Consider the following 24,327-nt stretch of genomic DNA (forward strand, 5'->3'; position numbering starts at 1 on the left):
TTGTTCTTCATTATAGCTACCCCGGGAGATAAGAAAATGTAATCGCTTAAATGAATTTGGTAATAACTTAAAAGACAGCCCCCGGAGGGACTGCCTTAAGCTTCATTTCATAATCAGATCGATTCTGCCGAACAACAGCTTCACCAGCTCGGTGGGACCCGGCAAGCCTGGTTGAAATAACAGAAGAATGGTAAGTCCCGCCGCAGCAAACGTAATGCCTGCAATCACCTTTCTGGCTTTCTTGTCCTTACTGCCCCGGAATTCAAAAATAATGATCCCGCAGGACAGCAGCAGAATACTTAGGATCATTGCCATTTTCATGCTTCCCACATCCTTGTATGGTTGCTGGAATTCAGGCGTACCCTCTGTCAGTTGGCCGATTGCTCCGGTATGCCTTGGGGTCCGGTTGATCTTCCGTTACCAGTAATACTCGTCTTGACGGAGACCTCCACCTGCAGCTCGGGGTACATAGTCTCCCACTGTTCCTTCTTTGCCTTCCACTCTTGCGGGTAATGTTTGCGGAAGGAATCGGCGAATCTGTAAAAGTCGGTCTGCTGCTCCTTTTGGGACATATGGAGTGCCTGATCGGCAGCTTCCTTAAGCCGTTTCTCCCATGCCTTCTTCAGTGCCATCACCTTCGACGGATCAGTCAGATTGGCATCGGTTGTATTCAGAACGACCTCCCCACTCGCCACAATCCGGACCTTCATCATCCATTCCCGGTTGACGATGCTTGGCTTCAGCATGGTGGTGATTTGTTTAGACAGGATCGAGAAGGCCCCCTTCTCCCCTTCCAGAGTAACCGGCATGATAATATTATTAAGCTCATTAATCATGAGCAGTACTCCGAGGCTTACCGGTTCTTTTACAGTGAGGGAATAACGGCCGTGCTTATACAGGCTTAACCCCTTGAGTGAGGGGGTTGTCGCATTCGGTCCATCGTTCGGTTCCGGGGGAGCAATCAGGATACGGGTTAGGATGGCCGAACCGCTGGCTCCCTGAATGGATTGGGATAATTCCAGCAGAGTCACACGCGTGCCCAGGTTCATATTCGCCATTTCCCGGAGAGATTCGGAGGAGCTGCGCTCCAGCGGGTCCAGCAGGGCAAGAATATCCTTGGCGGAATCCTTGCTGGAGAAGATATATGCATGTTCGCGGAACTGAGGATAACGGAGGAAGAAATCGACGAATTCACGCAGCCCCTGCTTCCCCGCCTCTTCACTGATCACAATCACCTCACATTGGCCCCAGAACATATGGCGGGCGACCTTCCGCTGCAGCCGGTTCAAGGCTTCCGCAATGTTCACTCCTTCAGCAGTGCGGGTCATGGTGACTCCGCTTGCGCTTTCGCCTGCCCCGCCGCTCTCCGAGCCGCCGCTTCCTTTACGCGGAATGAAGATCTGGGCCGTCAATTGTGCCTGGCCGTCTTTATAATCCACGCCGGTGGCGAGCACGATGGCCAGGTCATTGATCTCCGTCCGGTCCCAGCATCCGCTCAGCAGTATACTGCTCAGCAGCAGCATAATCATGACTCTGCAGCCCCGCATTGCCCTCCCTCCTTATCATCATCCCTTGCTCAGAAGCTTCAGCCCCTTCTTCAGCAGAGCCAGTCCATAGATTGCGGCGGGAAGCCCCACCAGGAACATCATTGTATATATGTTAGCCGAAGCGCTAATAAGCGCAGCCGCACCCGCAGCGCCAGTCACTACCCAGTAAGAGAACACCATGCTTACGAAGGCGAGCGGTATCACCAACGGTCTATAATCGTCCAGCCCGAACCATTCAGCGGCTGAGGTGGCGAAGATGTAGAGAAAGACAGAGATTTTGACAAAGATCCCGAAGATCCAGATCGCAATAATGAGCGCCTCAATATGCTGCAAGAAATCGGCAATCGTAATGTAACGTGCAGCAATCATCACCGGAAAAGCAAAGCTGTCCGTCAAATCGCCCATCAGCAGCAGGCAGAACAGATTGGTCACCGTCATCGCCAGTGTCGTTACGACAAGCGAAACGAGCATCGTCCGGCCCAGATGTTTCTTGCTGTTGATGTAGGGCAGCAGAAAGGCCAGCACAGTATATTCACTGAACCATGCCGCCGGAGCCACCGCGCCTTTGACGATAGGAACGAATCCGTTCTCCATGAACGGAAGCAGCTCGGCAGGCCGGAGTTCTCCGGTCAGGAGCACAAAGATCAGGCAGAGCATCACCACCAGGAGCGTAACGAACACCTGGGCGGTCCGGCTGACTACCTCTATGCCCTGCCTTACATTAATCGCGCAGACCGCAACCATCGTCCCCATAATGACAAGCAGCGGCGTCTTGGGAAGTGCATTATTCACAATGAACTCGCCGTATTCCAGAATAATCAGGCCGTTCAAATGGGGCAGAAAGAGCAGAAAACCCAGCCCGATCACTTTGCCCGGCAGCCACCCGGCGATTAGCAGACTGGACTGCATAATGGTCTTGCCGGGATAAAGCCGGTTCAGTCCAAGCGAGATCCCTATAACCGTTACTCCAATCAGCGAGCCCAGGATGGGCGATAACCACATATCATGTCCTGCATAATGCATGGTGATCCCGGGGACAGACAGGATAGCGGTGGCAAGAATCGAGGGGAAAACAAGGAAGGCCAGCTGGGTAACAGATATTTTCCCTTTGTCAGTCAACATAAGAATCCCTTTCTCTGGTGAAGTCCGGCTGCCATCATTTGCTCCGCGGCTGCGAGATCCACAATACATCCTTCAAGCCCTTGCTGAATGTCGGAGCTGCCGGTGACAGATAGGGCCTGCCGAACGAACGCAGACTGCTAAGATGAATGACCACCAGGATGATGCCGAGCATGACGCCGATCAGCCCCATCGTGCCTGCCAGAATCATCATGGGGAACCGCAGCAGACGGGTTGCGATACTGGCGGAATAACGCGGAACCATGAAGGAAGCAATGCCCGTGATAGCCACGATAATGATCATCGGTGCAGAGACAATTCCCGCAGTGGTGGCAGCCTGGCCTATGATTAGTGCGCCCACGATACTGACAGCGGAACCTATCTGCTTCGGCAGCCGGACGCCAGCCTCCCGCAGCGCCTCGAAGGCTATCTCCATAATGAGCGCTTCCACCAGGGCCGGAAAAGGGATCTCCTCTCTCGCCCGCGCGATACTCAGCAGCAGTACGGTAGGTATCATCTCCTGATGGAAGGTGGTGATGGCGACGTAAGCCGAGGGGAGCAGGAGCGACAGAGCATAGAAGATGTATCTGAGCCAGCGGACAAAAATACTCATGTAAATGTTCTCGTAGTAATCCTCCGGGGATTGCAGCATGGAGAACATATTGACCGGGGCAATCAGACTGAAGGGAGTCCCGTCAATCAAGAGCGCAAACCGGCCCTCCAGCAGATTGGAGACCACCACATCCGGGCGCTCCGTGGCAATCATCTGCGGAAACGGTGAAAAGGGCTGGTCAATGATGCCCTGCTCAATATACTGGCTCTCCAGCACATCCTTGATATTCAGGCGGCTTAGCCGTTTATTGACTTCAGTGACCAGTCCCGGCTGAATGATTCCTTCCACATAAGCGAGGGTGACCTTCGTATGGCTGTACTCTCCAATAGTGTTAGAGTGCAGCTTCAATGCTGGCGTTTTAAGCCGCATACGCAATAGAGACTGATTCGTAGCCAGAGCTTCCGTGAAGCCGTCACGGGCACCGCGCACAGTGGATTCAGCCGCCGGTTCTTCGGGAGTCCGGGTGGGCACCTTGTATAGAGGATAGCCCTTACCCGAAGCCTGGCCGTCCAGCAAAAGCACAGCTTCACCGTCCAGGATCGCTGTTACGGCTTGTTCTACGGTCCCAATTCGGTGAATCGAGGCGAGCGGAACCTCAGCAGACCCTTGCACAGCCGTTTCAACTGCAAGACCAGTCTGCTCCAGCGGGGCCAGCAATTGCTGCTCCAGCCGCTCCGTATCACATAATCCTGTACAGTACACACAGAGCGCGGAAGTACGATGAATCGTCTGGAACGAATGGAACACCACATCCTCACAGCCCTCAAACACTCCGCGCAGCACCTGTTCATTCTCTGCCAGCTGCGGGGTCAGCTGAGTCTGCGGTTCTGCTTCCGATGTAGTATTCATCCGTACTCCCTCCCTGCGCTATCCTTTGAATTTCATATTCATAGTCATGTTATTCTGTGCTATTGAGGGAAAAATTATGCAAGCCCGGCCTTCCAGGCTTCCCGGTTCAATTCACCATTCACCGCAGCAGCAGCCAGCGCGCCCGATGCGGCCGCAGCGATGGATTGATGCATCATGGAGGCGGCATCCCCGGCTGCGTAGATCCCGGGCACGCTGGTCTGGCCGGACTCGCCAACTTCAAGGATACCCTGCTCAGATATCCGGCAGCCCAGGGAATGCGGCAGATCCGTTCCCGGAGCCAGCTCGGGCCGGAAGAATATTCCGGTACACGGAATTTCTGTTCCATCCATAAGCTTCACATGGTTAACCATGCCTTCATCTGATGCAATCTCGCGAATAGGAGTATCGAATAACAGAATAGCGTGGGCACGCAATTCTTCGCGTTCTGCTTCTGTCAGCTCATCGGGTCCATTCGTGCAGACCGCAAATTGCTTAGTCCACCCATATAACAACGGAGCCAGATGCATGAGTGCTGCTCCTCTGCTGATGATTACCAGCGGCTGATCTCTTAATTCCCAGCCATCGCAGTACGGACAGACAAAGGCGCTCTTCCCGTAGACCTTGGCCAGCCCCGGAATGTCCAGCCTGCGGTCCTTCATGCCTGCGGCGAACAGCAGCTTCTTGCTGGTCAGCTTAAGCCCTAAAGCCGTCTCCAGCAGGAAGGCCCCATTCTCCCCGGTAATGGACACTACTGTATCTTCAATGTGTGAAACGGATGGATAAGCGCCTAGCTGTTCTATGGCAATCCGCCGGAGTTCGAACGGAGCGATCCCGTCCCGGGTCAGAAAGCCGTGCGCTTCCCGGGTGACCGCATTACGCGGCTGCCCCGCATCAATCACAATCGTCCGTTTGCGTGCACGGCCCAGCATCAGCGCGGCATTAAGGCCGGCTGGGCCACCGCCGATAATTACTGCGTCTGCATTTGCTGCATCTGTATTAACTACATTTGCTGCATCATTATTTTTCAGATTCGTCATTTGTAATTCCTCCCTGTGGGTGGTTTGAGTGGTTGGTGTCTGGTGTGGCGGTGACGGCAGGTCGATTCGCGGATATTAGAGACTTCTGTAGTCCGTGAATATTACAAAAAAATAGACACCGCATCTCCATCGCTCACCTGCGTCGCCAATCTGTATTGCCAATCTGCAATGAACATCTGCGTCGACCAACCTGCATCGTCCAATCTACATCAACAATCTGTAATACACATCTGCATCGCCCTTATTAAGGACTATGTGTGTCTATAATAACTTTGAATTTGAATGATGTCAATTGTGGCGCTTCCTGGCGCTTATTAAGCCTTATTCAAACAGATGCTTATGCTGATTGAAAAATTGATAGAAAGATTGTACATTTTTCAGCTCATACCATTCCGCCGTCTGCAAGGGGCTGGCAGCGCCCATTGCGCTTGGATAGCGGATGAGACTGGGATGTGTATGTTTGCGGGAGCGCATTTAGTTGGATTTTCTCCACTTCCTGAGGAACGTATGGGCCATGCTGAGGAAACAATTGGAAAAATGGCACTTAAATAATCACTCGTTACCTCAAACAGCCCAATCCGTAAGCAGCAGTTGCTATTTTTCCACTTGTTTCAGGGCATTTCGCAGAAAGAGGGAAAATTAAGATACGTTTATCCATTTGTTTGCTGGCAAGGCAGATTTGCCTTAATCAAAGCCGCCTTGATTCGCACTTGTATGGATCTTACGCAAGCCGTTCAAGGCTGCAAGTAACCGATAATCTCCATCTTGCCGCCTATTCTGAACTGAAGCTCTCTAATCCTACGTTCCTCTGTCGCAAAAATCACCGCTGTCGCCGGCCCCCCGGATGCCTGTAGCTTATCCTCTATTCCAGGCACTGGCTGGAAGCTGCAGCCGCTTAGCTCCGCCAGCAGTCCTGCTTCATACCCGGCTCCCTTCGAGCCGACCGGGTGAATGTCATGGACCTCCGGCGTGGCTGCCAGAAGCTGAAGCTGCCGGAGGGTACACTGGCTTGCTTCCTGCTCCAGAACAGCGCTGCCGACCAGCGGTTCGCCCAGCATCACGATACAGTCGCCGGCTTGTGAACATCCCAGCTTCAGCTGCGTCTCATCCGCCTCCCCTATCACGGTAATACCGATACCGGTCTGGCAGGTCACGAAATTATCCTCGGTGCTGCCGTTCACATGGGCGGCAGTCAGTCCGGCTTCCTGAAGCAACCTGTGGATGCCCCGGATAATTTCATTCCCTGTAGGCTCCTTCTCTACCGCCAGGGTGTCGATGACTGTTAAGATCTCCGCCCCCACAGACAGCACCTCCATTACTGCAACTCTGGCAGCATAATAGCCTGCGACAGCCGGGGGTGTCTGCACCGCATCCATCGGCTTATTCCCGATGCTGGCGCTGGAATCGCAGCCGATGACCAGCACCCGGCCCCCCCCTCTCCGTACTATGGTCAGATCACGGATTCGCTGAACTTGCAGTTTCATATGCTTGATCCTCCTGTATCTTTTTCGTTCCCGTTCCTAAGTGCGGCCCGGTATTCACTCGGCGGCATGCCCGTAGCTTTGCGGAATTGCTTAGAGAAATACAGGGCGTCATTGAAGCCGACCGATGAGGCTACCTGTTCGATGGTCAGCGGGCTTGCGAGCAGCTCTTTGGCCTTGTCCATCCTCACTTTGAGCAAATACTGCTTAGGTGACATTCCGGTCCGCTGCTTGAAGGCCTTGGATAGATGGACACGGTGATAGCCGAGCGAAGACGCGATGTGATCAATGCTGAGCTGCTGGTGGAACTGCAGCGTAATCCAGCGGATCGCCTGGTCGATCTGCCGGTCGATCGTCTCCGGCATTTCAGACGGATGCGGCGGCAATTGATCCAGATTGTCCCGCCCGAAGCGGTGAAGCAGCAGCCGCACCCAGCCCGAAGCCTCCAGGCTCTCCAGCCGTGGATATGCGGATTGCTTGAAGGATTTCCGGATGCCCTTATACAGGTTATGCAGCTCCGGGACCGATTCCGAATGGGCGAAGGGCCGCTCCCTGGTGATCCCGACCGTCCGAAGCTGATCCAGCACGCCAATGCCCTGCAAGGCGACCCACGCATAATGCCACGGGTGGCCCTCGTCCGCCTTATAACTGAATAACATCCCCGGGATAATCACAAAGGTATCTCCTGCCTTGCACTCCGCCGAGAATGTATCGCTCTGGAACCGGCCTATACCCTCCAGAACGGTATGGATCAGGTAGAAATCATGTACGGACGGCCCGACAGTGTGGCCGGGATGCGGCCTCCCTTCCCCGCTGAACAGCACGGACAGCTCCTGCTCCTCCGGCGTCAGGTTGATGCCCAGGGTGAATTCATAATGCTCCGGGTCCATGCAACATTCCTCCATATGTATCTTGTCTTTCTCCATAGCCTGCGCAGCGGTTCTATTCTATAGTGATTATAGTAGAAATCAGCGCAAAAAGCTTCTGTTCCAGCACATTTCTGTCAGTTTCATCCGCAAGCGGCTGTATGACAGAAGGCTTTTCACGCATCTTATAGGAGGCTTATCACTATGTCTAAAGTTACATTTATCGGTGCCGGAAGTACCGTCTTCGCGAAGAATGTCCTCGGCGATATCATGGCTACACCTGCCCTTCAGGGCTTCGAGCTTGCATTATTCGATATCGATCTTCAGCGCTTGAATGACTCAGCGAGTATGCTCCAGAATCTGAAGAAAAGCAGCGGCAGCACTTGTACCGTCAATATGTATACTGACCGCAAGGAAGCGCTGCGCGGTGCTAAATATGTGGTGAACGCCATTCAGGTCGGCGGGTATGACCCTTGTACGATTACGGATTTTGAGATTCCCAAGAAATACGGCCTGCGCCAGACCATTGCGGACACGGTAGGGATCGGCGGCATCTTCCGCAATCTGCGGACCATTCCGGTTATGCTGGATTTTGCAGCGGATATCCGTGAGGTCTGCCCGGATGCGCTGTTCCTGAACTATACGAACCCAATGGCTGTTCTGACGAATGTCATGAACACTTACGGCGGTGTGAATACTATTGGACTCTGCCACAGCGTGCAGCAGTGTATTCCCGGATTATTCGACCACCTCGGCATTGACAAGACAGGGGTACAAGCCAAAATCGCCGGCATCAACCACATGGCCTGGCTGCTTGAAGTCACGAGAGACGGCGAGGATCTGTACCCGGAGATCAAACGACGTGCGGCCGAAAAGCAGCTTGAGTCTCACTACGATATGGTCCGCTACGAGATGATGCTTAAATTCGGCTACTATATTACGGAATCCTCTGAACATAACGCCGAGTATCATCCGTACTTCATCAAGCGGAACTACCCGGAGCTGATCGAACGCTTCCAGATTCCGCTGGACGAATATCCGCGCCGCTGCGTGGAACAGATTAAGCAGTGGGAGCAGATGCGCGGGGAGCTGGTGAACAATCAGGATCTGACGCATGAGCGTTCCCATGAATATGCCTCTTACATCCTGGAAGCCATGGAGACGGATGTACCGTTCAAGATCGGCGGCAATGTGATGAACACGGGCCTGATCACCAATCTGCCGCGTGAAGCCTGTGTCGAGGTGCCTTGTCTGGTGGACAGAAGCGGCGTAACGCCAACCTTTGTAGGCGATCTGCCGCCGCAGTGCGCAGCGCTGAACCGGACCAACATTAACACCCAGCTCCTGACCATAGAAGCCGCTATGACTCGCAAAAAGGATCATATCTACCACGCCGCCATGCTGGACCCGCATACCGCTGCCGAGTTGTCGATGGACGACATTGTCAGCATGTGCGACGATCTGATCGCGGCTCATGGTGACTGGTTGCCGAAGTATCAATAAATTCTTTACAACAAAAGCAGCGATCCTCCGTTAACAGGAGAATCGCTGCTTTATATTTTTGAGCCGCGCCCGCTTGCTGAATCGTCTCTATTTCACATAAATTCGGATTTGATCCGGTGCTGTTCTGGCAAGAACGCGGTACCCTTCGACAGAAGCAGTCGCCACTCCGTTCTCACCAGGCATACAATATCCATTCACCTCACAGGTTCCATCATCCCGCACCAGGAGCTTGCCCATTGTTCCCACAGCCACCCACTCCGGACGATCAACCCGTGGCACATAGGCTTGAGACGGCTTATATTGAGGATTGAGAACGGCCGCGCTCACAGAATGTGCAGGAGTTAGAACATTGCCCTTCATGTCTGTAACAGCCTCCACTTCCCGATCTGCATAGATGATCCGGCCCCATTCATCAACTTCGTATTTGCCTTTCCAGTGTAAATGACTTGCATCTCCCAGGATAGAAGGTCTTGCACTGATAACGCCCAAGATATATTTATCTGCTGGCGTAGCCTTTCTGACCCGTTCACCCTCTGTGGTCACGAAATAACCCGGTTCTATCGGCAATCCATCCACCGTCTCAAACATTTCGGCATAGTCTGCCCCAGGAGAGATTACAGTACCTTGAAGGTATAAATTTCCGGTAGACCCTTGAAGAATAGCGGCCAAGCCGGGGGTGGAAGCATCCCCATTGGCTAAATGCCAAGAACCGGGATAAAGCGTCTGACCATTCGAACCCATGATGTGAGAACTAGTGTGTTCTGGAAGAACGACCGTAGTATCACCTTCAGCATGAGAGGATAACGCATTAGCAATGGTGGATAAACCTTCAGCATGTGAGAAGAGTCCATTTGCCTGAGTGAGGAAACCTTCTGCATGAGCAGCAGATGCAGTAGCTAAGGTCCCGCCGCCCTCTGCATGGGAAAAATCACCACTCGCGGCGCTATATTGCCCTTCCGCGTGTGAAGCTACACCCGAAGCAGTCGTTTGAGCACCCTCAGCGTGTGATTGCGTTCCGGAAGCAGTAGTTAAACCTCCCTCAGCGTGGGCAGCATCATTGACTGCAAAGGTCCTGTAGCCTTCCGCATGTGCGGCCGGTCCTGATGCAAGCGTCCCACTCCCTTCGGCATGGGACGTATCCAATACTGCAAGCGTCTGGTACCCTTCAGCATGAGCCGCAGAAGCGCTGGCTGTGGTCTCATACCCCTCAGCATGGGAAGCAAACCCGCTTGCGGTAGTAGAGTTCCCCTCTGCATGTGAGCAAGATCCGGAAGCGGTCTGATTGCATCCTTCATCTGCCATAAGCCATTCCTCCTAATATTGTGGTTTTTATGGTCCTACCCTACACAATATTGCGGACTTGATGGAATGGACACGGCATGTCTCCCGGGTACAAAACACTATTTGTCATGGATGCCTGCAACGCCTCTTATTCAACCCAACGTAAGCCATCTCCGGTTATGATGCTCCTGCACCTCAACCGGGGTATCGAAGAAATCGCTGAGCACCTCTGACTTCAGGCACTCCGCCGTCTCGTCAGCTTTATAGATTTCCCCCTTCTTAACCAGCAGGGTATGGGTGAAGCATGGTGTAATTTCCTCGATATGATGGGTCACATAGAGCAAGGTGGGGCCGCCTTCCTGCTTCGTGATCTTCTCGATCATCTGCAGCAGCTGCTCCCGCGCAAAAATATCAAGTCCAGTACAAGGCTCGTCCAAGATGAGCAGATCAGGGTTTGCAATGAGAGCCCGAGCGATAAGAATCTTCTGGCGTTGTCCCTGTGACAAGGTATCATAAGTTCGCGATGCCAGGGCCGAGCAATCCAGGAATTCCAGCAGCTCCTCTGCCTGCTTCAGATCCTCTTCCTCCGTCTTGTCATATAGCCCGATCGTGGCGAATTTGCCGCTCAGAATGATATTCAACGCCGTCTGATGGCCATACAGCTTCTGCTGTAAAGAGGTGCTGACCCAGCCGATCCGCTTGCGCAGCTCCCGCAGGTCCACATCGCCGAAGCGGTGGCCCAGCACTTCCACCTGGCCTTGCGTCGGCCAGATATAGCCGTTTACAACGTTCAGCATCGTCGTCTTGCCTGATCCGTTCAGACCGACTATGCACCAGTGCTGCCCCTTCTCCACCTGCCAATTCATCTCATGCAGAATCATCGTCTGCTCACGCCGCCATGACACCTGTTCAAGCGATATAATCATGTTCCGGTGCTCTCCCTTGCTTCGTAATAATCTTCTAATGAAACATTATAGCAGCTCAATGTATTCTGCGCTTGTTAGACCTGCCCGGACTTACATCCTGGAAATGATGCCCATTCCGTGCAAACTGCAAATGAAAGAACCCGGGCGAATGTCCGGGCCTTTCATTAAGTGGATAGTATAGTTGTGCGGTGATCAATTTGGCCAGCCTAGTTATTTCGCCCATAGTAAAGCTTCAGGTTCGTTACATCTACCAAGTACAAGATGTCAATGCCCTTCGGGCTGCGGTCTACCGCCAGCCGTTCAACCGGGATACCCGGTGCAAGCGAGGTCTCGGTCCAGCCTCCGCCGCTGTTCACTGCCATGAACGCACGGCCCTCTCCGCTGCTTCGGACATAATAGATTCTGGCTGCTGTAACGTTCCAGGTTACATCGATCGACGCATTGGTGGGAGTAGCGTTGTAGACGGTCTCCAAGTACCAGCCGCCTGCACCGTATGTGGCCTGCTTCACAGCAAAGCTAGTGCTGCCCTCCTCACGGTAGCGGTAAGCAATCACCGGCTGGCCTGCAGAGTCAAGCGTCATCTTGGCACTCTGCACGCCCGGGCCGCCGGGGTCACTGCCGCTCTGCACATAGGCTTCGCTTGGAGCCATTGGCTGCACGATGTCCGCAGTAGTCAGGGAGACCGGTGCTGTGACCGGAGTTCCGTCGGCTTTGCTGAATACCCCCGTGGACGGGCTGTACTTCAGATAGGACAACTGATGCCGCAGCGGGCTGGCGGCGAAATACGCCCACTCGAATAAGATATGCAAGTCGCCGTTTGCATCAAAAACCAGGTCATCCGGATAGACAGACCGGTTCAAATGTGCCGCAATGGTCTTGACCTGAGTCCATACGGAATCGGCATTGTTCCAGCGGAACAGAACAGCCTCTCTTTTGCCGGCCGGGTCTTTGTCAACGCGCACCAGCAAATAGAGGTCTCCATTCGGAGCGGTCGTCACTACCGGATAGGTTACCGTCATGCCTGCGGGCAGCTCGTCCGAGTGGTTCTGCGGAATCCCGCCCACGGTATCTGAACGGTAATAGCGCCAGGCATTGCTGTGCATGGAAGCAAAAACGTGGAACCGCCCGCTCCCGTCTCTCGCCATAGAAGGCTGGTTGTGCCCGAGATCGTCCAGATATTCCGCAGGGGTTGCCCCATCCATGAGCGGAAGCTTGCTCCATATTCCGTCGTTGTCCCTTCTTGCAATAGCTACTGTATGCTTGCCGGGGATAGACCCCGGAGCATTATAAGCCATATAGGCATACTCATAGCCAAGCCCATAGGTGGCAAGAGGAGACCACCATCCCGCCTGATTGCTGGAATCCATCGGAAAAGGCACCTCCTCCAGCACAGCCGCCGCGCTCCCCGTCCCCGCTGGCACTACAGTCAGCAGCAACGTCATCACAAGAGTAAGCATCCATTGTTTGATCCGCTTCAACGATTACGCCTCCCTTAATTCTTGGTCTTACTTACATAAATAGATACCGGGTAGCAATGTGAACGCATTACCTGCCTACTGAATGGAATGTTATTGAAGAGAAACGAACACAAAAGAAAAAGACGAATACAAAATTACCGACAAACACAAAACCAACTAAGTGTAAACGCATACATATTTCTCCGGTCCCGCCTCCCCGTCCCAGCAACTATCCTGGTGTTCGTATGCCTGGTCCTAGTGTGACATGTGCTAGATGCTAGTGTTACTGTTACTATTGCTGGCCCAAGAATAGCATGCTGCTTAAAGGATTGTTACTGTACTATTGCAAGATTGCTGTAACTGGCGGCTTTTATTGTAATAGCTCCACCAAATTGCATGAATGCCCACTCTCTTTTACTCTTCGCCTACTTTTAGCGGCATCCTTCGTAGGGAGGTGCACTAGTGCTCCTTATTTGCTCGTTTTGCTCGTATCCGGTACATTCGGGGGCACTAGTGCACTATATTTGCCCCGTCCGGCCCGCATTCGCTGGATTCAGGTGCACTTTTGCTCTTCATTTACGATTGCCGCCTACTTTCGCTTAATTCAGGGGCACTAATGCTCCTCCCGCCTCTCCTCCATCCCCATTCAGACCAAGCCTTGAGATGTATCTCTCGAAGCACAAAAAAGCCCGGTTCCCCGGGCTTTTCCACTAAATTTCACACGATCAAGCGTATCATCCGGTCTTCAAGCAGCCGCTCACTTTCCTACAGTCACTGTCATCTTCGCAGATCTGGTCTCGCCTGCTGCGTTGCGCAAGACAGCTTCGTATTCATAGGTTCCGGGGGTTTTGCCGGAGATTGCAGTGACTGCGGATTGGGCATCCGGGGTATGCGCCTGTAGAGTCTGTGTATCAACCAATACTCCATTCTCGTACAGCCGGTATTCCGTTGCATTCGTCCCCCACCACAGATTCATCATCACCGCATAGCTGTCGTCCCCGTCCCAGTTATCACCCGATAATACTGCTTGCCCTGGGGAGGCATCGGTGACCGTCACCGTCAAGGGTGCGCTCGTCACCGATCCATGCAGATTGCTGAGCTCCAGCGTATAGACGTAAGTCCCGTTCGGTCTTCCGGCAATTTCGATCTGCACGGACTGGGCGGACGGTGACTGGTCTGTCAGAGCGCCTTCTTCAATCTTTTCGCCATTCTCATAGAGCTTGAAGCGGGAGCCATTATTGCCCCACCAGAGATTCATCGTAATCGCATAATCGCCGTCCCGCAGCCCCGTATCATGCCCGTTATTATCTGACAGCACCGGCATACCTGGAGCGCTGTCCGCGAGCGGTATTCCCTGACTGATCCAGGCAGCCCATCTCGTTAGCTCATTCCCTTGTTCCATCGTAAAAGCCGCAGCGGCCCCAGAGCTGACCTCCTGGCTGTATGCTGCAAGCAGCGAGCGGGCCTTCGCCCCTTCACGCGCTCCCGCCGCTTGCTCCGCCTGCATTAGCTTACCGACCAGTTGCTCTGCAAGCGCCGCTGCACCGGGGTCGGCCGATTCAGCCGCGAAAGCACGGGTCAATTCAGCCAGACTCGCAAACGTAGCGTAAATACTGTAGCTGAAGTCTACACTAGTCTCACGGCCAGCAAGGTCGCTGACGGTGGCCGTTATTTTATGCAGACCAGGTTCAAGTGTATACGCAGGTGCATTCAGCAACTCACCGCTTAGATCTGCTACACCTGACACCGCATCGGAAGCCGTGTAACTAATCTCCACCTGCTGATCAATCGTATACTGTGCCTCTCCCAGAATGATGACCGCCGGAGGCGAGAGGTCAACCGCCACATCCAGCGTCTGCTCAGCCTCTTTGTTGCCAGCTTTATCCACACTCCAATAGGTCAGGGTGTGCTTGCCCTCCTCACTTATCGTCAGCTTGCTGCCGGCCTGAAGCTCCCCGCCGTTCACCTTGAAATACGTCTGGTCAACCCCGGACTGCTCATCGCTCGCGGTGAACGTCACTTCTGCCGCCGATGTGTACCAGCCGCTCTGCTCTGCTCCCTTCACTGCCGCAGACGTATGCGGCGGGGTCTGATCCCCTTGCTCTCCTTCCAGAGTAACTAAGGCGGACAACGGAATATTCAGCTCCTTCACCAGCCCCGCAACCAGCTCCGAGACCTTAATCGCACCGTTCATCTGCAGATGGGTGTTGTCCTCCGTGGTTCCCGTCCACATAAAGATGGACTTGGTGCCCTCTGTGCCCAGCTCCTGAAAATACTCCCAGCTTGCCTGATTCAGATCAACCAGCAGCGTCCCCGTCTCCTGAGCCGTTTCCTTCATCGCCTGCACGTAAGCCGGGAAGCTCTTGTTCAGCACCTCACCGCTGAAATCCCGCCGGTTCACAGGTGTAACCAGTACTGGAATCGCACCTCTCTGCACAGCACCGTTAATGTAATCCTTCAAGTACACCTTGAACTGCTCCGGGGTAAGATAACGTTCCGGCCGGGACGGCGTGGAATCATTATGCGACCACTGCATGAACAGATAATCCCCTTCATGAATACCGAGCAGAATATCATTGAGATATCCGCTGTTCAGAAAGGTTTTGCTGCTTAGGCCGCCGACTGCCCTGTTATCAATACCGATCTTCTCTGTGTCAAAATAACGGCCCAGCGTCTCGCCCCATCCGGCCTGCGGACGGTAGCTCTCCGCATAATTGGCCACGGTGGAATCGCTCGCCAAATATAGAGTTGGCTTATCGGCCGCTCCCTGCTCCGGGAGGCGCTCAATCTTCAGCGCATTGATCTTCGGTGTACTGCCGGAGAAGCTGAAGTTAAATACACCATTGATCAGGGCGATATCATACGTCACTTCCTTGAATTGGCCTGAGGGGATGGTAGTGACCGGCAGCTTGTTCATTTGCTCCACCGTAACACCCGTCTGGGTCACTTCTTTCGTATCCCCGATGGTCATCGTTACACGGTAATTCGCCGGCTTCATCTCCACTACGAAAGAGGTCCCGTTTACACGGGTGAAGTCCTCTGTCAGCGGGTTGCCGGTTCCCCGGTTCTCGTCTTGGACCAGCGCGGTGTCGGCGAACCCGTATGCGTTCCCTTCCACGTAGGCCCGTTTGGCATCCACCTTCGTATAGCCGTCTGCTGCGCTGCCAGAGCCAAAATCAAAGGAATACGCATTAATATCCCCAGCAGGCTCACGGGTCAGTGAATCGCGTGCAACCTTAAGCATATTCACAGCATGATCGATTTGCGCCTGCGAGGCTGTTGTCCCGATCAGCGCCTCGGCAGCGTTCAAGGCTCTATGCACCACAGCTACAGAAGCTTCCGTGTAGGATGTGAGATCGATAGCCTTCACTTCCTGATGCAGCGCAATCAACGCCGCCATATCGCCTGCTGCCACCGGCAGCTTGGTGCCTTCCATTTTCACGTTGTCGATCTGGGTAGTCCAGTTCAGCGTGCCTCCTCCTCCTTTTCGCGTACCCAGGAACCGCAAGCCCCTGACGTTATTCGCATAGACGCCAGGACTCAGCGGAATATCACGGATTGTCTGGGTGACACTTGGGTTAGCGAGACTGGTCAAGGTGAGATCAAGGGTTTTTCCGGCAAAATCAATCTTCAGCTTGACATTCAACCACTGATTCTTGGGAATAGTCGTAGCGGTTCCGCCCCCTGGAATGGCAGTGGTGCCAGTACCATAGTCAGGTGTATACGGACCGGTGAAATAATGAATGTTCGTATTCGGACTTGCCGCTCCAGTCTTGGTGAACAGAGTGAAAATAATATTCTCACTGGCATCCTGCAGACTTAAATGCCCCTCCGATGGGACAGCGCTGACGTTGCCGGAATGCCAGTTGAAATCGACATTCACAATGTCGCCGTTCACCGCATCGAACAGGCGGAATACCTTGGCGCGGTTGCCGGAGCCGGAACCCGTCACAGACAATACCTTATTTCCGTTCTCTTCTGTAACCGTCCCCGCCATAGTTCCGGCAATGCCAGTAGCATTCACCATCGAATATTGTGCAGCGGCCGGATCGCCCTCGAAATTCTCCGCATATTGCTGTATCTCCGGCTCTGGCTCCGGCTCGGTAATACCGGGATCAATCACGAACGGGGATATGCTGAGGTTCATCTCCTTCACTGCGCCCGCCACCAGACCGGCAATGACCTGTGCGCCATACGTGCTGAAATGGGTATTATCGCTGACCCCGTTCGGGTATTTCGGGTATTCGCTAGGATTGGCATACAGGAAAAGCTTCTCCGTAGCGGCCAGGCCGACACGGTTATACTCCGCAATGCTGAGCTGGCTCAGATCAATCAGCGTCACGTTCAGCGCGGACGCCGTTTCCTTCGCCGCCTTCACATATTCAGGGAAGCTTACGTTGAATTCTTGAGTGATCGTATTGAAGTCCCTGCGTCCTACCGGCGTTAACAGAACCGGAGTGGCCCCGCGCTGCTTCGCTCCGTTCACATAGCGGGTCAAGTACGCTGCATAATCTGCCGGAGAGGCATAACGGTCAGGAATACCCGCGCTGGCATCGTTGTGGCCGAAGGAGATGAAGAAATAATCGCCCGGTCTGATCCGCTGCAGGATACTATCCAGACGGCCGTCCACCATAAACGACTTGCTGCTTCTGCCGCCGATGGCATCATTCTGGACCGTTACTCCGCTGCTGAAGTATTTACTGAATTGCTGGCCCCATCCTTCCTGCGGAGCCTGCATTCCGCTGTAGGACTGCATCGTCGAGTCACCAGCCATATAGATGGTTGTTCCGCTTCCCGGGACCTTCTGCGGGTACTTCTCAATCTTGATCTCCTGCACATCGGCAGCCGTGCCGGAGAAAATAAACTCTAACTGGCCGTCCACCACTGCAATGTCATAGGAGTAGAGCAGTGGTGTGCCGGCACGGATTTGAGTGAGCGCCAGCTTTTGCACAAATTCAGATTTGACCCCTACACTTGAGTCTCTGTCTCCGCTGCCCAGCTTGAGCGTCACCTTGTAATTGGCATCCGGCAGGTCCACCGCAAACTTGGTGTTCTCCGGCAGAGAAGCGTGGCCCGCACCCAAGGTGATTCCGCTGATGCTCTCGAATCCATATCCTGTGCCCGCAGTGTACGGCGTAGCCTGTACAGAGGTTGTTCCAGCTGGCGGCTGCGTACCGAACCCGAAGTGGTATAGCTGCTCCAACGGTTGCGGCGCACCGGTCAGTGTCAGATTGGCTTTGGGGAAAGCGGTGGCCTCCGTCCCCAGATAGAAGCCTGTGTGCGGCGGCTGGTTGTACGCCACGTTCTGCCAGGCAATCCCCAGCCGGTACACCGGATCTTGCATAAGCGTCGGAATTCTGTAGATTGTAGGAATCGTAGTGGTATAGAGTCTATACTCCGTGCTGTCTTCGCTGCGCAGCAGCAGCTCTTCACGCCAATCGCCCAGGAGGTCTGCCTGAAGGGCCGGGTTACCTTTGGTATGATTATTGGTTAGCGCACCCGCCGCCCGAAAAATCTCCTGCAGCTGCTTATTCCGGTAATCCCACTTGTAAATGAGCGGAATGCCTTGCGCGGTAGTGTTGTTCCAGTCGTGATCGAACAGCTCCCGCTGAAGATCCCCGTCCCACCAGATCGCAAAATCCGCACTTCGCGGCACTTCATTCTGTTCATAAATCACCTCACCGTCAGCCGCATAGCCGCGGGATAACGGGTCCATCTGACCATTCACAATCGTGGATGCCCAAGACTCATAACCGGGATGCTCCGGATCGATATCTGCTGACATTCCCCGCCCGGTGTCTTTGCCGGTGAATTGTCCCCAGAGGATCTCTCCTGTAGCGGCATCGCGCATCTCCAGCCCGTAAGCAGCATCCTTATGCTCATGCACACTGACAACCTGATACCCTTCCCGGTTCGGATCGAGCTTCCCGGCATGCATCGCATCTCCATGACCAAGCCCGGTGCTGTAGAGCAGTGTGCCGTCATCGTCAATCGCCAGCGCACCGTACATGATCTCATCCCGGCCGTCACCGTCTGCATCCAGCACACTGAGGTTGTGATTACCCTGTGCTTCATATTGTGCGCCAGCTTCGTTCGTGTCGAAGTTCCAGCGCTTCACCAATGCGCCATTCGTGTAGTCGTAGGCGGTAAGCGTTGTTCTTGTATAATAGCCACGGGCCATCACAACGCTCGGCTTCACGCCGTCCAGATATGCAATCCCGGCCAGGAAACGGTCGACGCGGTTGCCGTATCCGTCTCCCCAAGAGCTGACATTGTCCCTTGGCGGGTCATAGTCAACGGTGGACACCGCAGCGCCGGTCTGGCCGTCGAACAGCGTCAGATATTCCGGCCCGTCCAGGATATATCCGCCGTCATTGCGGTAATCCTTGGTGCCGTCACCGATGACTGTACCCTGACCGTCTTTGGTGCCGTCTGCCGTTTTGACCACCACCTCGGCTTTGCCGTTGCCGTCCAGGTCATACACCATCAGCTGCGAATAGTGCGCCCCGGCCCGGATGTTCACGCCAAGATCAATGCGCCAGAGCTTGGTGCCGTCCATTTTGACCGCATCGATGTAGACGTTCCCGGTATAGCCGGCTTGTGAATTATCCTTAGAATTGCTGGGACTCCACAAGAAAACGATCTCATATTCCCCGTCCCCGTCCAGATCCCCAACAGAGGCATCTCCGGCATAATAGGAATACGTCCCCCCGTCTTTGGTCCGGCCATCAGCAGGCTTATCCAGCGGAATCGGCAGATAAGAGTTATGCCACACTGCCGCCCGCTCCGGCTGCATTTCCTCCTTCCCGGCAACAATCGTAGAAATCTGATATTGCGAGCTGTCGGCCCCCGTCGCATCCACATAGTTGGTAGAGTCTACGATCGGAGCCGGATTCACCCTCATACCGTTTTTATAGACATTGTAAGCGATTTCATCTGAATCCGTATTCAAGTACCTCCAGCTCACAAACACGCCGCCATCCGTCAGAACCGCCACCAACCCACGGTCCAGATATTCTGCCTGACGGGCGGGAATATTTCCGGTAGAAGCTGCATGTGCCGGTGCGGGCGGGAGAGCAAGCGGTAAAACCAGCAGACAGGATAATAAGAATGTGAGCAATGATTTCTGAACAGACCTCTTTTTTCTACCCATGGGCTTAACTCCTCCTAGTATTCTAAAATCAATTTAGAAATCAGGGGAAACTTGTGCAGATGCTCTCCTAGTTGTCTTCCAGCTTGAGCTTGAGCGCCCCCGCCTCCTTTCCTGGTAACATTCATATGGAGCGTAACAAATAATAGGGATCCGTTCTGCTCAAAAAAAAGCACTTTCAGCCTAGAATCGACTTTTATGAGGGCAAGCAAGATTCCAATATGTGGTATCATGGTGAATATGTTTGGTTAGGAGGGTGTTTATGGCAAAGGCACATGGAGTTTCAAATGAACGAATGGAACAAGAATATGTACATATTATTTCTGGCATGTCAGATGCAGGTTCCCTAAAAGTGGCGTTCAGTGCCCTCGGTAAACGTGAGACAAGCCAAGTGCTTGCTTTTAATGAATTGTTCTCAATTGGGCCCTTATCAGGCTTGGACACATTAACGGGAATGCAGAACAGGCATCAATGGGTGGCGGAACGTGATGAGAATTACAGCATCAGCCAGCATTGCCACCAAGAGAACCAGCTTGTCCGCATGTCACAGACAGTGAAAAGCATCCCGCCCCATAAGATCATCGTCATTTGGGTGGCGGATAATGCGCATGACCAGACTGGTCTGCGTTTCGTATTACATCTGTTGCGGGATCGCATACAGCCGGTGCATATGGTTGATGTGACTGAGCTTTATCATTCAGCAGGGATTCATTGCAAAGAAGGGGTCACACCCCATTTTATAGGCGGAACCGATCGTGAGGATTACTTATATATCGTAAAAAGCCATGGTCAAGGCCTCCCTCTTCAATCTGATCAGAGAAGGAGATATGAATTGGATTGGCTCAGGCTGGCGGAGGAAAATCAAATGCTGCGTCTATGGAAAGATGCCGCCATTATTAGCTGTGATGAAAGCGCTATGGATGAGGTGATTCTCAGGTCCGTTATTGAACTGGAACAGGAGCAAGAACGGAATCAGGCCAGGAAGGGATACGTCAGCGCAGGGAGTGTCTTCATCCGGGTGTTAGAAGTCTCACGGCAGCTAGTGGACACTTCATTTATAGTAAATAGAATGCGGGAGATGATTAACCGGGGAGTCTTGTTGTCCCACGGAGATTCAGAAGATTTGAATCAATTCTCGCTTAGGCGGGCATCTGCAGATTAAGTGAATAGATTTAAATTAGTGGGCTTAGATGTATTATGTACAGCTAAACCGTCTAATTTACCGCATATTATCCGCTTAACTGCATTCCGTACAATTAAACTTTTTTCTACAACTGATTCTAGGCCATTCGGGCAGATTTAGTTGTACAGACTACAGTTAGAAGACGAAATCCCTCCTTTTTGCGGTTTTTAATTGTACAGAATACACTTATCAATTCTTCAGTCATACAAATGGTCAAAAAAACAGCGCAGCGCCCCTCCTTACGAGAGGGTCACTGCGCTCTTTGATTACTTCATATACAACTCAACCAGCTTATAACAACGTTCCTTCGTCACTGAGGCCAAGGTAGCCGCGTATTCCAGCCCCTCCATCGTTCCGCCTTTATACTTGGCAGCAGCTTCCTCTGCTGCTTTATCGCGTTCCTTAATCCAGCTTAGCTGCTCCTCTTTCAGTTTTGCCTTATCAGCCTCGGGAAGCTGCTGCTTGAGCGCCTGGTAGATTTCATTCAGCGCCTTGTCCCAGCGCTCATGCTCCTTGGAGGCGGCCTCCTTCATATCAGTCATGACGCCGCTGTCCGACAGAGCCTTCAGATCGCTAAGTCCTTCTTCAATCTTATCCAGCTTGTCAAAATACGTCTGCCGCTGCGATTCCCCCGCCGTCGCACTGGCTTTCGGCGCGGCTTCCGGTGCCGCCGTCTGCGCTGGTGCCTGTGCCGTAGCTTCCGGTGCGGGCTCTGCGGTAGCCTCAGCTGCCGGTTCCGGCGTGACCTCGGGTGTAACCTCCGGGCTTGCCGTCGCTGCCTGTCCTGTCTCTGGAGTAGCCGCTGTACCGCCATTTGCCGCCTCGTTATTGCCGCAGCCAGCCATTAGCAGACTGGAGATGAGCATGGTAGTCAGAATTGCTTTTCGCATAAGTCCTCATCCTGTCATTGGTTTATAGTCGAGACTATCTTGCATATCGGCTTTTAAAGCCGTCTTGAGAGTTATTACCTGATTTCACCCGACTGTAATCATTTTTATGAGACGCTCGGTGCTGCGGACGGCCGGATATTGCTGCTTGACAGTACTTTAGGATCGGAGTAGTATTTTGAAATACTTCTACATACAACGAAGCATTACTTACTCTCACAGAAAGGCGGTTCACCCATGATTGAAGCATTACGCAAGCTCGGCTTATCCGATCTGGAAGCCCGCTGCTACCTGGCGCTGCACGGCCAGCCGCCCTCCTCGGGCTATGAGGTCGCCAAGCAGGTGTCCGTGTCCCGGTCCAATGTATACGCCGCGCTGCGCAGTCTGGTCGATAAAGGAGTCTGCCGGACAGTCGAAGGCGAGCCGGTGACCTTCGCTGCAATTCCGGTCCGGCAGGTCGTTAAGCTGCTTCAGGCAGAATTTGAGCGCACCGCCCACCTACTGGAGAACGAGCTGACCCACCTGCCTGCCGCACCGCCCTTCTTCAGCAACTGGAAGGGAGACGCGCAGGTGGATCTGGCGGTCAAGCGGCTTGCTGCCAATGCCAGCACGGAGATTCTGGTAGATATTTGGGCTGAGGATTTGCACCAGATAGAAGACACACTGCTTGCCGCCGAAGAACGGGGCATTGCCGTCCACCTGATGGTGATAGGTGACATACCTACAGCGCTGTCGCGTGTCATTGTGCATAGCGTACCGGCAGGCGGGCCGAAGACTGCCCGGAACTTCTCGCTCCTGCTGGATAAGGAGACCTCGCTTCTGGGCAGCTTCACCCGCCATTCGCAGGCTTCGGCGCTGGAGAGCAACCATCCGGCTGTGTTGGATGTGCTTCAGACGTCTTATTATCACGATGTCGTGATGATGCGCATAGAGCAGGATTTCGCCGCGGAGCTGGAGGCGCGTTACGGCAAGAATTACGCCTTAATATTCCAGGATCACCCTGAGATGCGCGGGCGAAAGCCGGAGCCCGCATCTGAACCCGATCCTGATCGCTTGGAGGATGACACCCATTGAATACACCGGATAGGAATACTCCAAGCTCATCTGTACTGCATAACCGCTCGTTCCTGCGCCTATGGATCGCGCGGATCTTCTCCACCAGCGCCTTCCAGATGCTGTCGGTGGCGATTGGCTGGCAGATGTATGCGCTGACCGGCAGCGCCTATCAGCTTGGACTGGTCGGGCTGGCCCAATTCCTGCCCATGCTGCTGCTAACATTGCCTGCCGGACAGACGGCAGACCGCTATGACCGCCGAACCATTGTGTTCCTGTGCCAGCTTACAGAGTGCCTCATCGTGCTGCTGCTTGTCCTCGGCAGCATCGAAGGCTGGCTCAGCGCAGTCCACCTGCTGGCAGCCGCAGCAGTCCTTGGCGCGTGCCGTACCTTCGAGAGTCCGGCCTCGGCGGCGCTGGTCCCCGATATCGTGGACCGCGAGCAGTTGCCGAAGGCAGCGGCCTGGTCCGCGTCTGCGATGCAGACGGCGATGATCGTCGGCCCGTCCCTCGGGGGTGTTCTCGTGGTCTGGGGTACGGCTGCTGCTTATATCGCCTCGCTTGCCGCGCTGCTGGTATCGACAGTGCTGATTTTCTTCGTCAAGACTGTTCATTTCGTCAAAAAGCTGGACGCAGTCAGCATGGACACCTTCCTCAGCGGCCTGCAGTTTGTCTTCGCCCGCAAGATTATCCTGGGTACAATCTCGCTGGACCTGTTCGCTGTCTTGCTTGGCGGGGCCACGGCACTCCTGCCGATCTTCGCCGAGGATATTCTGAAGACCGACTCGCTCGGTCTTGGCTTGCTGCGCTCTGCCCCGGCGGTAGGCGCGATCATCGTCTCGCTCATCCTGACCCGCTATTCGGTCGAGCGGGCCATCGGCCGGATGCTGTTCGCCTCGCTGGTCGTCTTCGCCCTGGCCACGATGCTGTTCGGCATCTCCCGCAGCTTCTGGCTGTCCCTGTTCGCGCTCGTTCTGATCGGCGGCTCGGATGTCGTGAGTGTCGTTATCCGCTCGACACTGGTGCAGGTCAACACGCCGCAGGAGATGCAGGGCCGGGTGAACGCAGTGAATTCGTTATTCATCGGCACCTCGAACCAGCTTGGAGAATTCGAGTCCGGCACCATGGCCGGGCTGGTCGGGGCCGTACCCGCAACCGTGATCGGCGGAGTGGGCACCCTGATAATTACCGTGCTCTGGATGTATCGGTTCTTCCCGGTCCTCCGCACCCAGAAAACGTATACTGCGGAGGAGATTTGAACGATACAAGGGGCTGCCAACCGGCAGCCCCTCTTTAAGAACCTATATGGTTTTGGGGCCCCCGCAAAGGTTCTGAATAGACTCCGAAGCTTAACTTCCCTTTGTGGGGATTTTTA

Annotated in this window: 16 protein-coding genes; 4 read left to right on the forward strand and 12 right to left on the reverse strand. The window is 54.0% G+C overall.

What is annotated here, in order from left to right:
- Positions 1–102: 102 nt before the first annotated feature.
- The 7 genes from MHH78_RS20050 to MHH78_RS20080 all read right to left on the reverse strand — a co-directional run bounded on the left by MHH78_RS20050 (position 103) and on the right by MHH78_RS20080 (position 7,536).
- A complete protein-coding gene (locus tag MHH78_RS20050; RefSeq protein WP_036727038.1) occupies positions 103–321 on the reverse strand; it encodes a hypothetical protein in 219 nt (72 codons plus the stop codon).
- 47 nt (positions 322–368) lie between these two features.
- Positions 369–1,547 carry a Ger(x)C family spore germination protein gene (locus MHH78_RS20055; protein WP_341168565.1) on the reverse strand — a complete coding sequence of 393 codons (1,179 nt, stop codon included), beginning with the start codon at positions 1,545–1,547 and terminating at the stop codon, positions 369–371.
- Between the two features lie 18 nt (positions 1,548–1,565).
- Positions 1,566–2,669: a GerAB/ArcD/ProY family transporter gene (locus MHH78_RS20060; RefSeq protein WP_341168566.1), complete on the reverse strand. Its 1,104-nt coding sequence runs from the start codon at positions 2,667–2,669 to the stop codon at positions 1,566–1,568.
- 34 nt (positions 2,670–2,703) lie between these two features.
- On the reverse strand, positions 2,704–4,128 hold the full coding sequence (locus MHH78_RS20065; RefSeq protein WP_341168567.1) for a spore germination protein: 1,425 nt from the start codon (positions 4,126–4,128) through the stop codon (positions 2,704–2,706).
- A gap of 74 nt (positions 4,129–4,202) precedes the next feature.
- The gene (locus MHH78_RS20070; RefSeq protein ID WP_341168568.1) at positions 4,203–5,165 is read right to left on the reverse strand and encodes an NAD(P)/FAD-dependent oxidoreductase; all 963 of its coding nucleotides are present in this window, start codon (positions 5,163–5,165) and stop codon (positions 4,203–4,205) included.
- Between the two features lie 734 nt (positions 5,166–5,899).
- Positions 5,900–6,649 (reverse strand): AIR synthase related protein, encoded by a 750-nt coding sequence (locus tag MHH78_RS20075; RefSeq protein WP_341168569.1) that lies wholly within the window; start codon positions 6,647–6,649, stop codon positions 5,900–5,902.
- The gene (locus MHH78_RS20080) at positions 6,646–7,536 is read right to left on the reverse strand and encodes an AraC family transcriptional regulator (protein ID WP_341168570.1); all 891 of its coding nucleotides are present in this window, start codon (positions 7,534–7,536) and stop codon (positions 6,646–6,648) included. The genes MHH78_RS20075 and MHH78_RS20080 overlap by 4 nt, the downstream gene beginning before the upstream one ends.
- Before the next feature lie 180 nt (positions 7,537–7,716).
- On the opposite strand from MHH78_RS20080, the gene MHH78_RS20085 reads away from it, so the two are divergent.
- The gene (locus tag MHH78_RS20085; RefSeq protein ID WP_341168571.1) at positions 7,717–9,015 is read left to right on the forward strand and encodes an alpha-glucosidase/alpha-galactosidase; all 1,299 of its coding nucleotides are present in this window, start codon (positions 7,717–7,719) and stop codon (positions 9,013–9,015) included.
- 87 nt (positions 9,016–9,102) lie between these two features.
- On the opposite strand, the gene MHH78_RS20090 is transcribed toward MHH78_RS20085, so the two are convergent.
- The 4 genes from MHH78_RS20090 to MHH78_RS20105 all read right to left on the reverse strand — a co-directional run bounded on the left by MHH78_RS20090 (position 9,103) and on the right by MHH78_RS20105 (position 19,832).
- On the reverse strand, positions 9,103–10,317 hold the full coding sequence (locus tag MHH78_RS20090; RefSeq protein WP_341168572.1) for a peptidase G2 autoproteolytic cleavage domain-containing protein: 1,215 nt from the start codon (positions 10,315–10,317) through the stop codon (positions 9,103–9,105).
- Between the two features lie 131 nt (positions 10,318–10,448).
- Positions 10,449–11,222 carry an ABC transporter ATP-binding protein gene (locus MHH78_RS20095; RefSeq protein ID WP_341168573.1) on the reverse strand — a complete coding sequence of 258 codons (774 nt, stop codon included), beginning with the start codon at positions 11,220–11,222 and terminating at the stop codon, positions 10,449–10,451.
- A 206-nt stretch (positions 11,223–11,428) separates the two neighbouring features.
- On the reverse strand, positions 11,429–12,700 hold the full coding sequence (locus MHH78_RS20100; protein WP_341168574.1) for a BNR-4 repeat-containing protein: 1,272 nt from the start codon (positions 12,698–12,700) through the stop codon (positions 11,429–11,431).
- Positions 12,701–13,436: 736 nt separating this feature from the next.
- Positions 13,437–19,832, reverse strand: coding sequence for a rhamnogalacturonan lyase family protein (locus tag MHH78_RS20105; protein ID WP_341168575.1), 6,396 nt, complete (start codon positions 19,830–19,832; stop codon positions 13,437–13,439).
- A 259-nt stretch (positions 19,833–20,091) separates the two neighbouring features.
- Between MHH78_RS20105 and MHH78_RS20110 the strand changes: the two genes are divergently transcribed.
- On the forward strand, positions 20,092–20,991 hold the full coding sequence (locus tag MHH78_RS20110) for a DUF1835 domain-containing protein (RefSeq protein ID WP_341168576.1): 900 nt from the start codon (positions 20,092–20,094) through the stop codon (positions 20,989–20,991).
- Positions 20,992–21,278: 287 nt separating this feature from the next.
- Here the strand turns inward: MHH78_RS20110 and MHH78_RS20115 are convergent, their stop codons facing one another.
- Entirely contained in the window at positions 21,279–21,902 is a 624-nt protein-coding gene (locus MHH78_RS20115; protein WP_341168577.1) for a lysozyme inhibitor LprI family protein, read from the reverse strand.
- A gap of 234 nt (positions 21,903–22,136) precedes the next feature.
- Here MHH78_RS20115 and MHH78_RS20120 point away from each other — a divergent pair, with 234 nt between their 5' ends.
- Positions 22,137–22,973: a TrmB family transcriptional regulator gene (locus tag MHH78_RS20120; protein ID WP_341168578.1), complete on the forward strand. Its 837-nt coding sequence runs from the start codon at positions 22,137–22,139 to the stop codon at positions 22,971–22,973.
- The gene (locus MHH78_RS20125) at positions 22,970–24,211 is read left to right on the forward strand and encodes an MFS transporter (RefSeq protein WP_341168579.1); all 1,242 of its coding nucleotides are present in this window, start codon (positions 22,970–22,972) and stop codon (positions 24,209–24,211) included. The genes MHH78_RS20120 and MHH78_RS20125 overlap by 4 nt, the downstream gene beginning before the upstream one ends.
- The last annotated feature ends 116 nt before the right edge of the window (positions 24,212–24,327 follow it).

The sequence above is a fragment of the Paenibacillus sp. FSL H3-0333 genome (assembly GCF_038002805.1).
Taxonomy (GTDB): Bacteria; Bacillota; Bacilli; order Paenibacillales; family Paenibacillaceae; genus Paenibacillus_AQ; species Paenibacillus_AQ silagei.

Excerpts from the sequence above, each read along its gene's own strand:
- MHH78_RS20050 (WP_036727038.1), bottom strand. The coding sequence starts at position 321 with ATGAAAATGGCAATGATCCTAAGTATTCTGCTGCTGTCCTGCGGGATC.
- MHH78_RS20055 (WP_341168565.1), bottom strand. The coding sequence starts at position 1,547 with ATGCGGGGCTGCAGAGTCATGATTATGCTGCTGCTGAGCAGTATACTG.
- MHH78_RS20060 (WP_341168566.1), bottom strand. The coding sequence starts at position 2,669 with ATGTTGACTGACAAAGGGAAAATATCTGTTACCCAGCTGGCCTTCCTT.
- MHH78_RS20065 (WP_341168567.1), bottom strand. The coding sequence starts at position 4,128 with ATGAATACTACATCGGAAGCAGAACCGCAGACTCAGCTGACCCCGCAG.
- MHH78_RS20070 (WP_341168568.1), bottom strand. The coding sequence starts at position 5,165 with ATGACGAATCTGAAAAATAATGATGCAGCAAATGTAGTTAATACAGAT.
- MHH78_RS20075 (WP_341168569.1), bottom strand. The coding sequence starts at position 6,649 with ATGAAACTGCAAGTTCAGCGAATCCGTGATCTGACCATAGTACGGAGA.
- MHH78_RS20080 (WP_341168570.1), bottom strand. The coding sequence starts at position 7,536 with ATGGACCCGGAGCATTATGAATTCACCCTGGGCATCAACCTGACGCCG.
- MHH78_RS20085 (WP_341168571.1), top strand. The coding sequence starts at position 7,717 with ATGTCTAAAGTTACATTTATCGGTGCCGGAAGTACCGTCTTCGCGAAG.
- MHH78_RS20090 (WP_341168572.1), bottom strand. The coding sequence starts at position 10,317 with ATGGCAGATGAAGGATGCAATCAGACCGCTTCCGGATCTTGCTCACAT.
- MHH78_RS20095 (WP_341168573.1), bottom strand. The coding sequence starts at position 11,222 with ATGATTATATCGCTTGAACAGGTGTCATGGCGGCGTGAGCAGACGATG.
- MHH78_RS20105 (WP_341168575.1), bottom strand. The coding sequence starts at position 19,832 with ATGGGTAGAAAAAAGAGGTCTGTTCAGAAATCATTGCTCACATTCTTA.
- MHH78_RS20110 (WP_341168576.1), top strand. The coding sequence starts at position 20,092 with ATGGCAAAGGCACATGGAGTTTCAAATGAACGAATGGAACAAGAATAT.
- MHH78_RS20115 (WP_341168577.1), bottom strand. The coding sequence starts at position 21,902 with ATGCGAAAAGCAATTCTGACTACCATGCTCATCTCCAGTCTGCTAATG.
- MHH78_RS20120 (WP_341168578.1), top strand. The coding sequence starts at position 22,137 with ATGATTGAAGCATTACGCAAGCTCGGCTTATCCGATCTGGAAGCCCGC.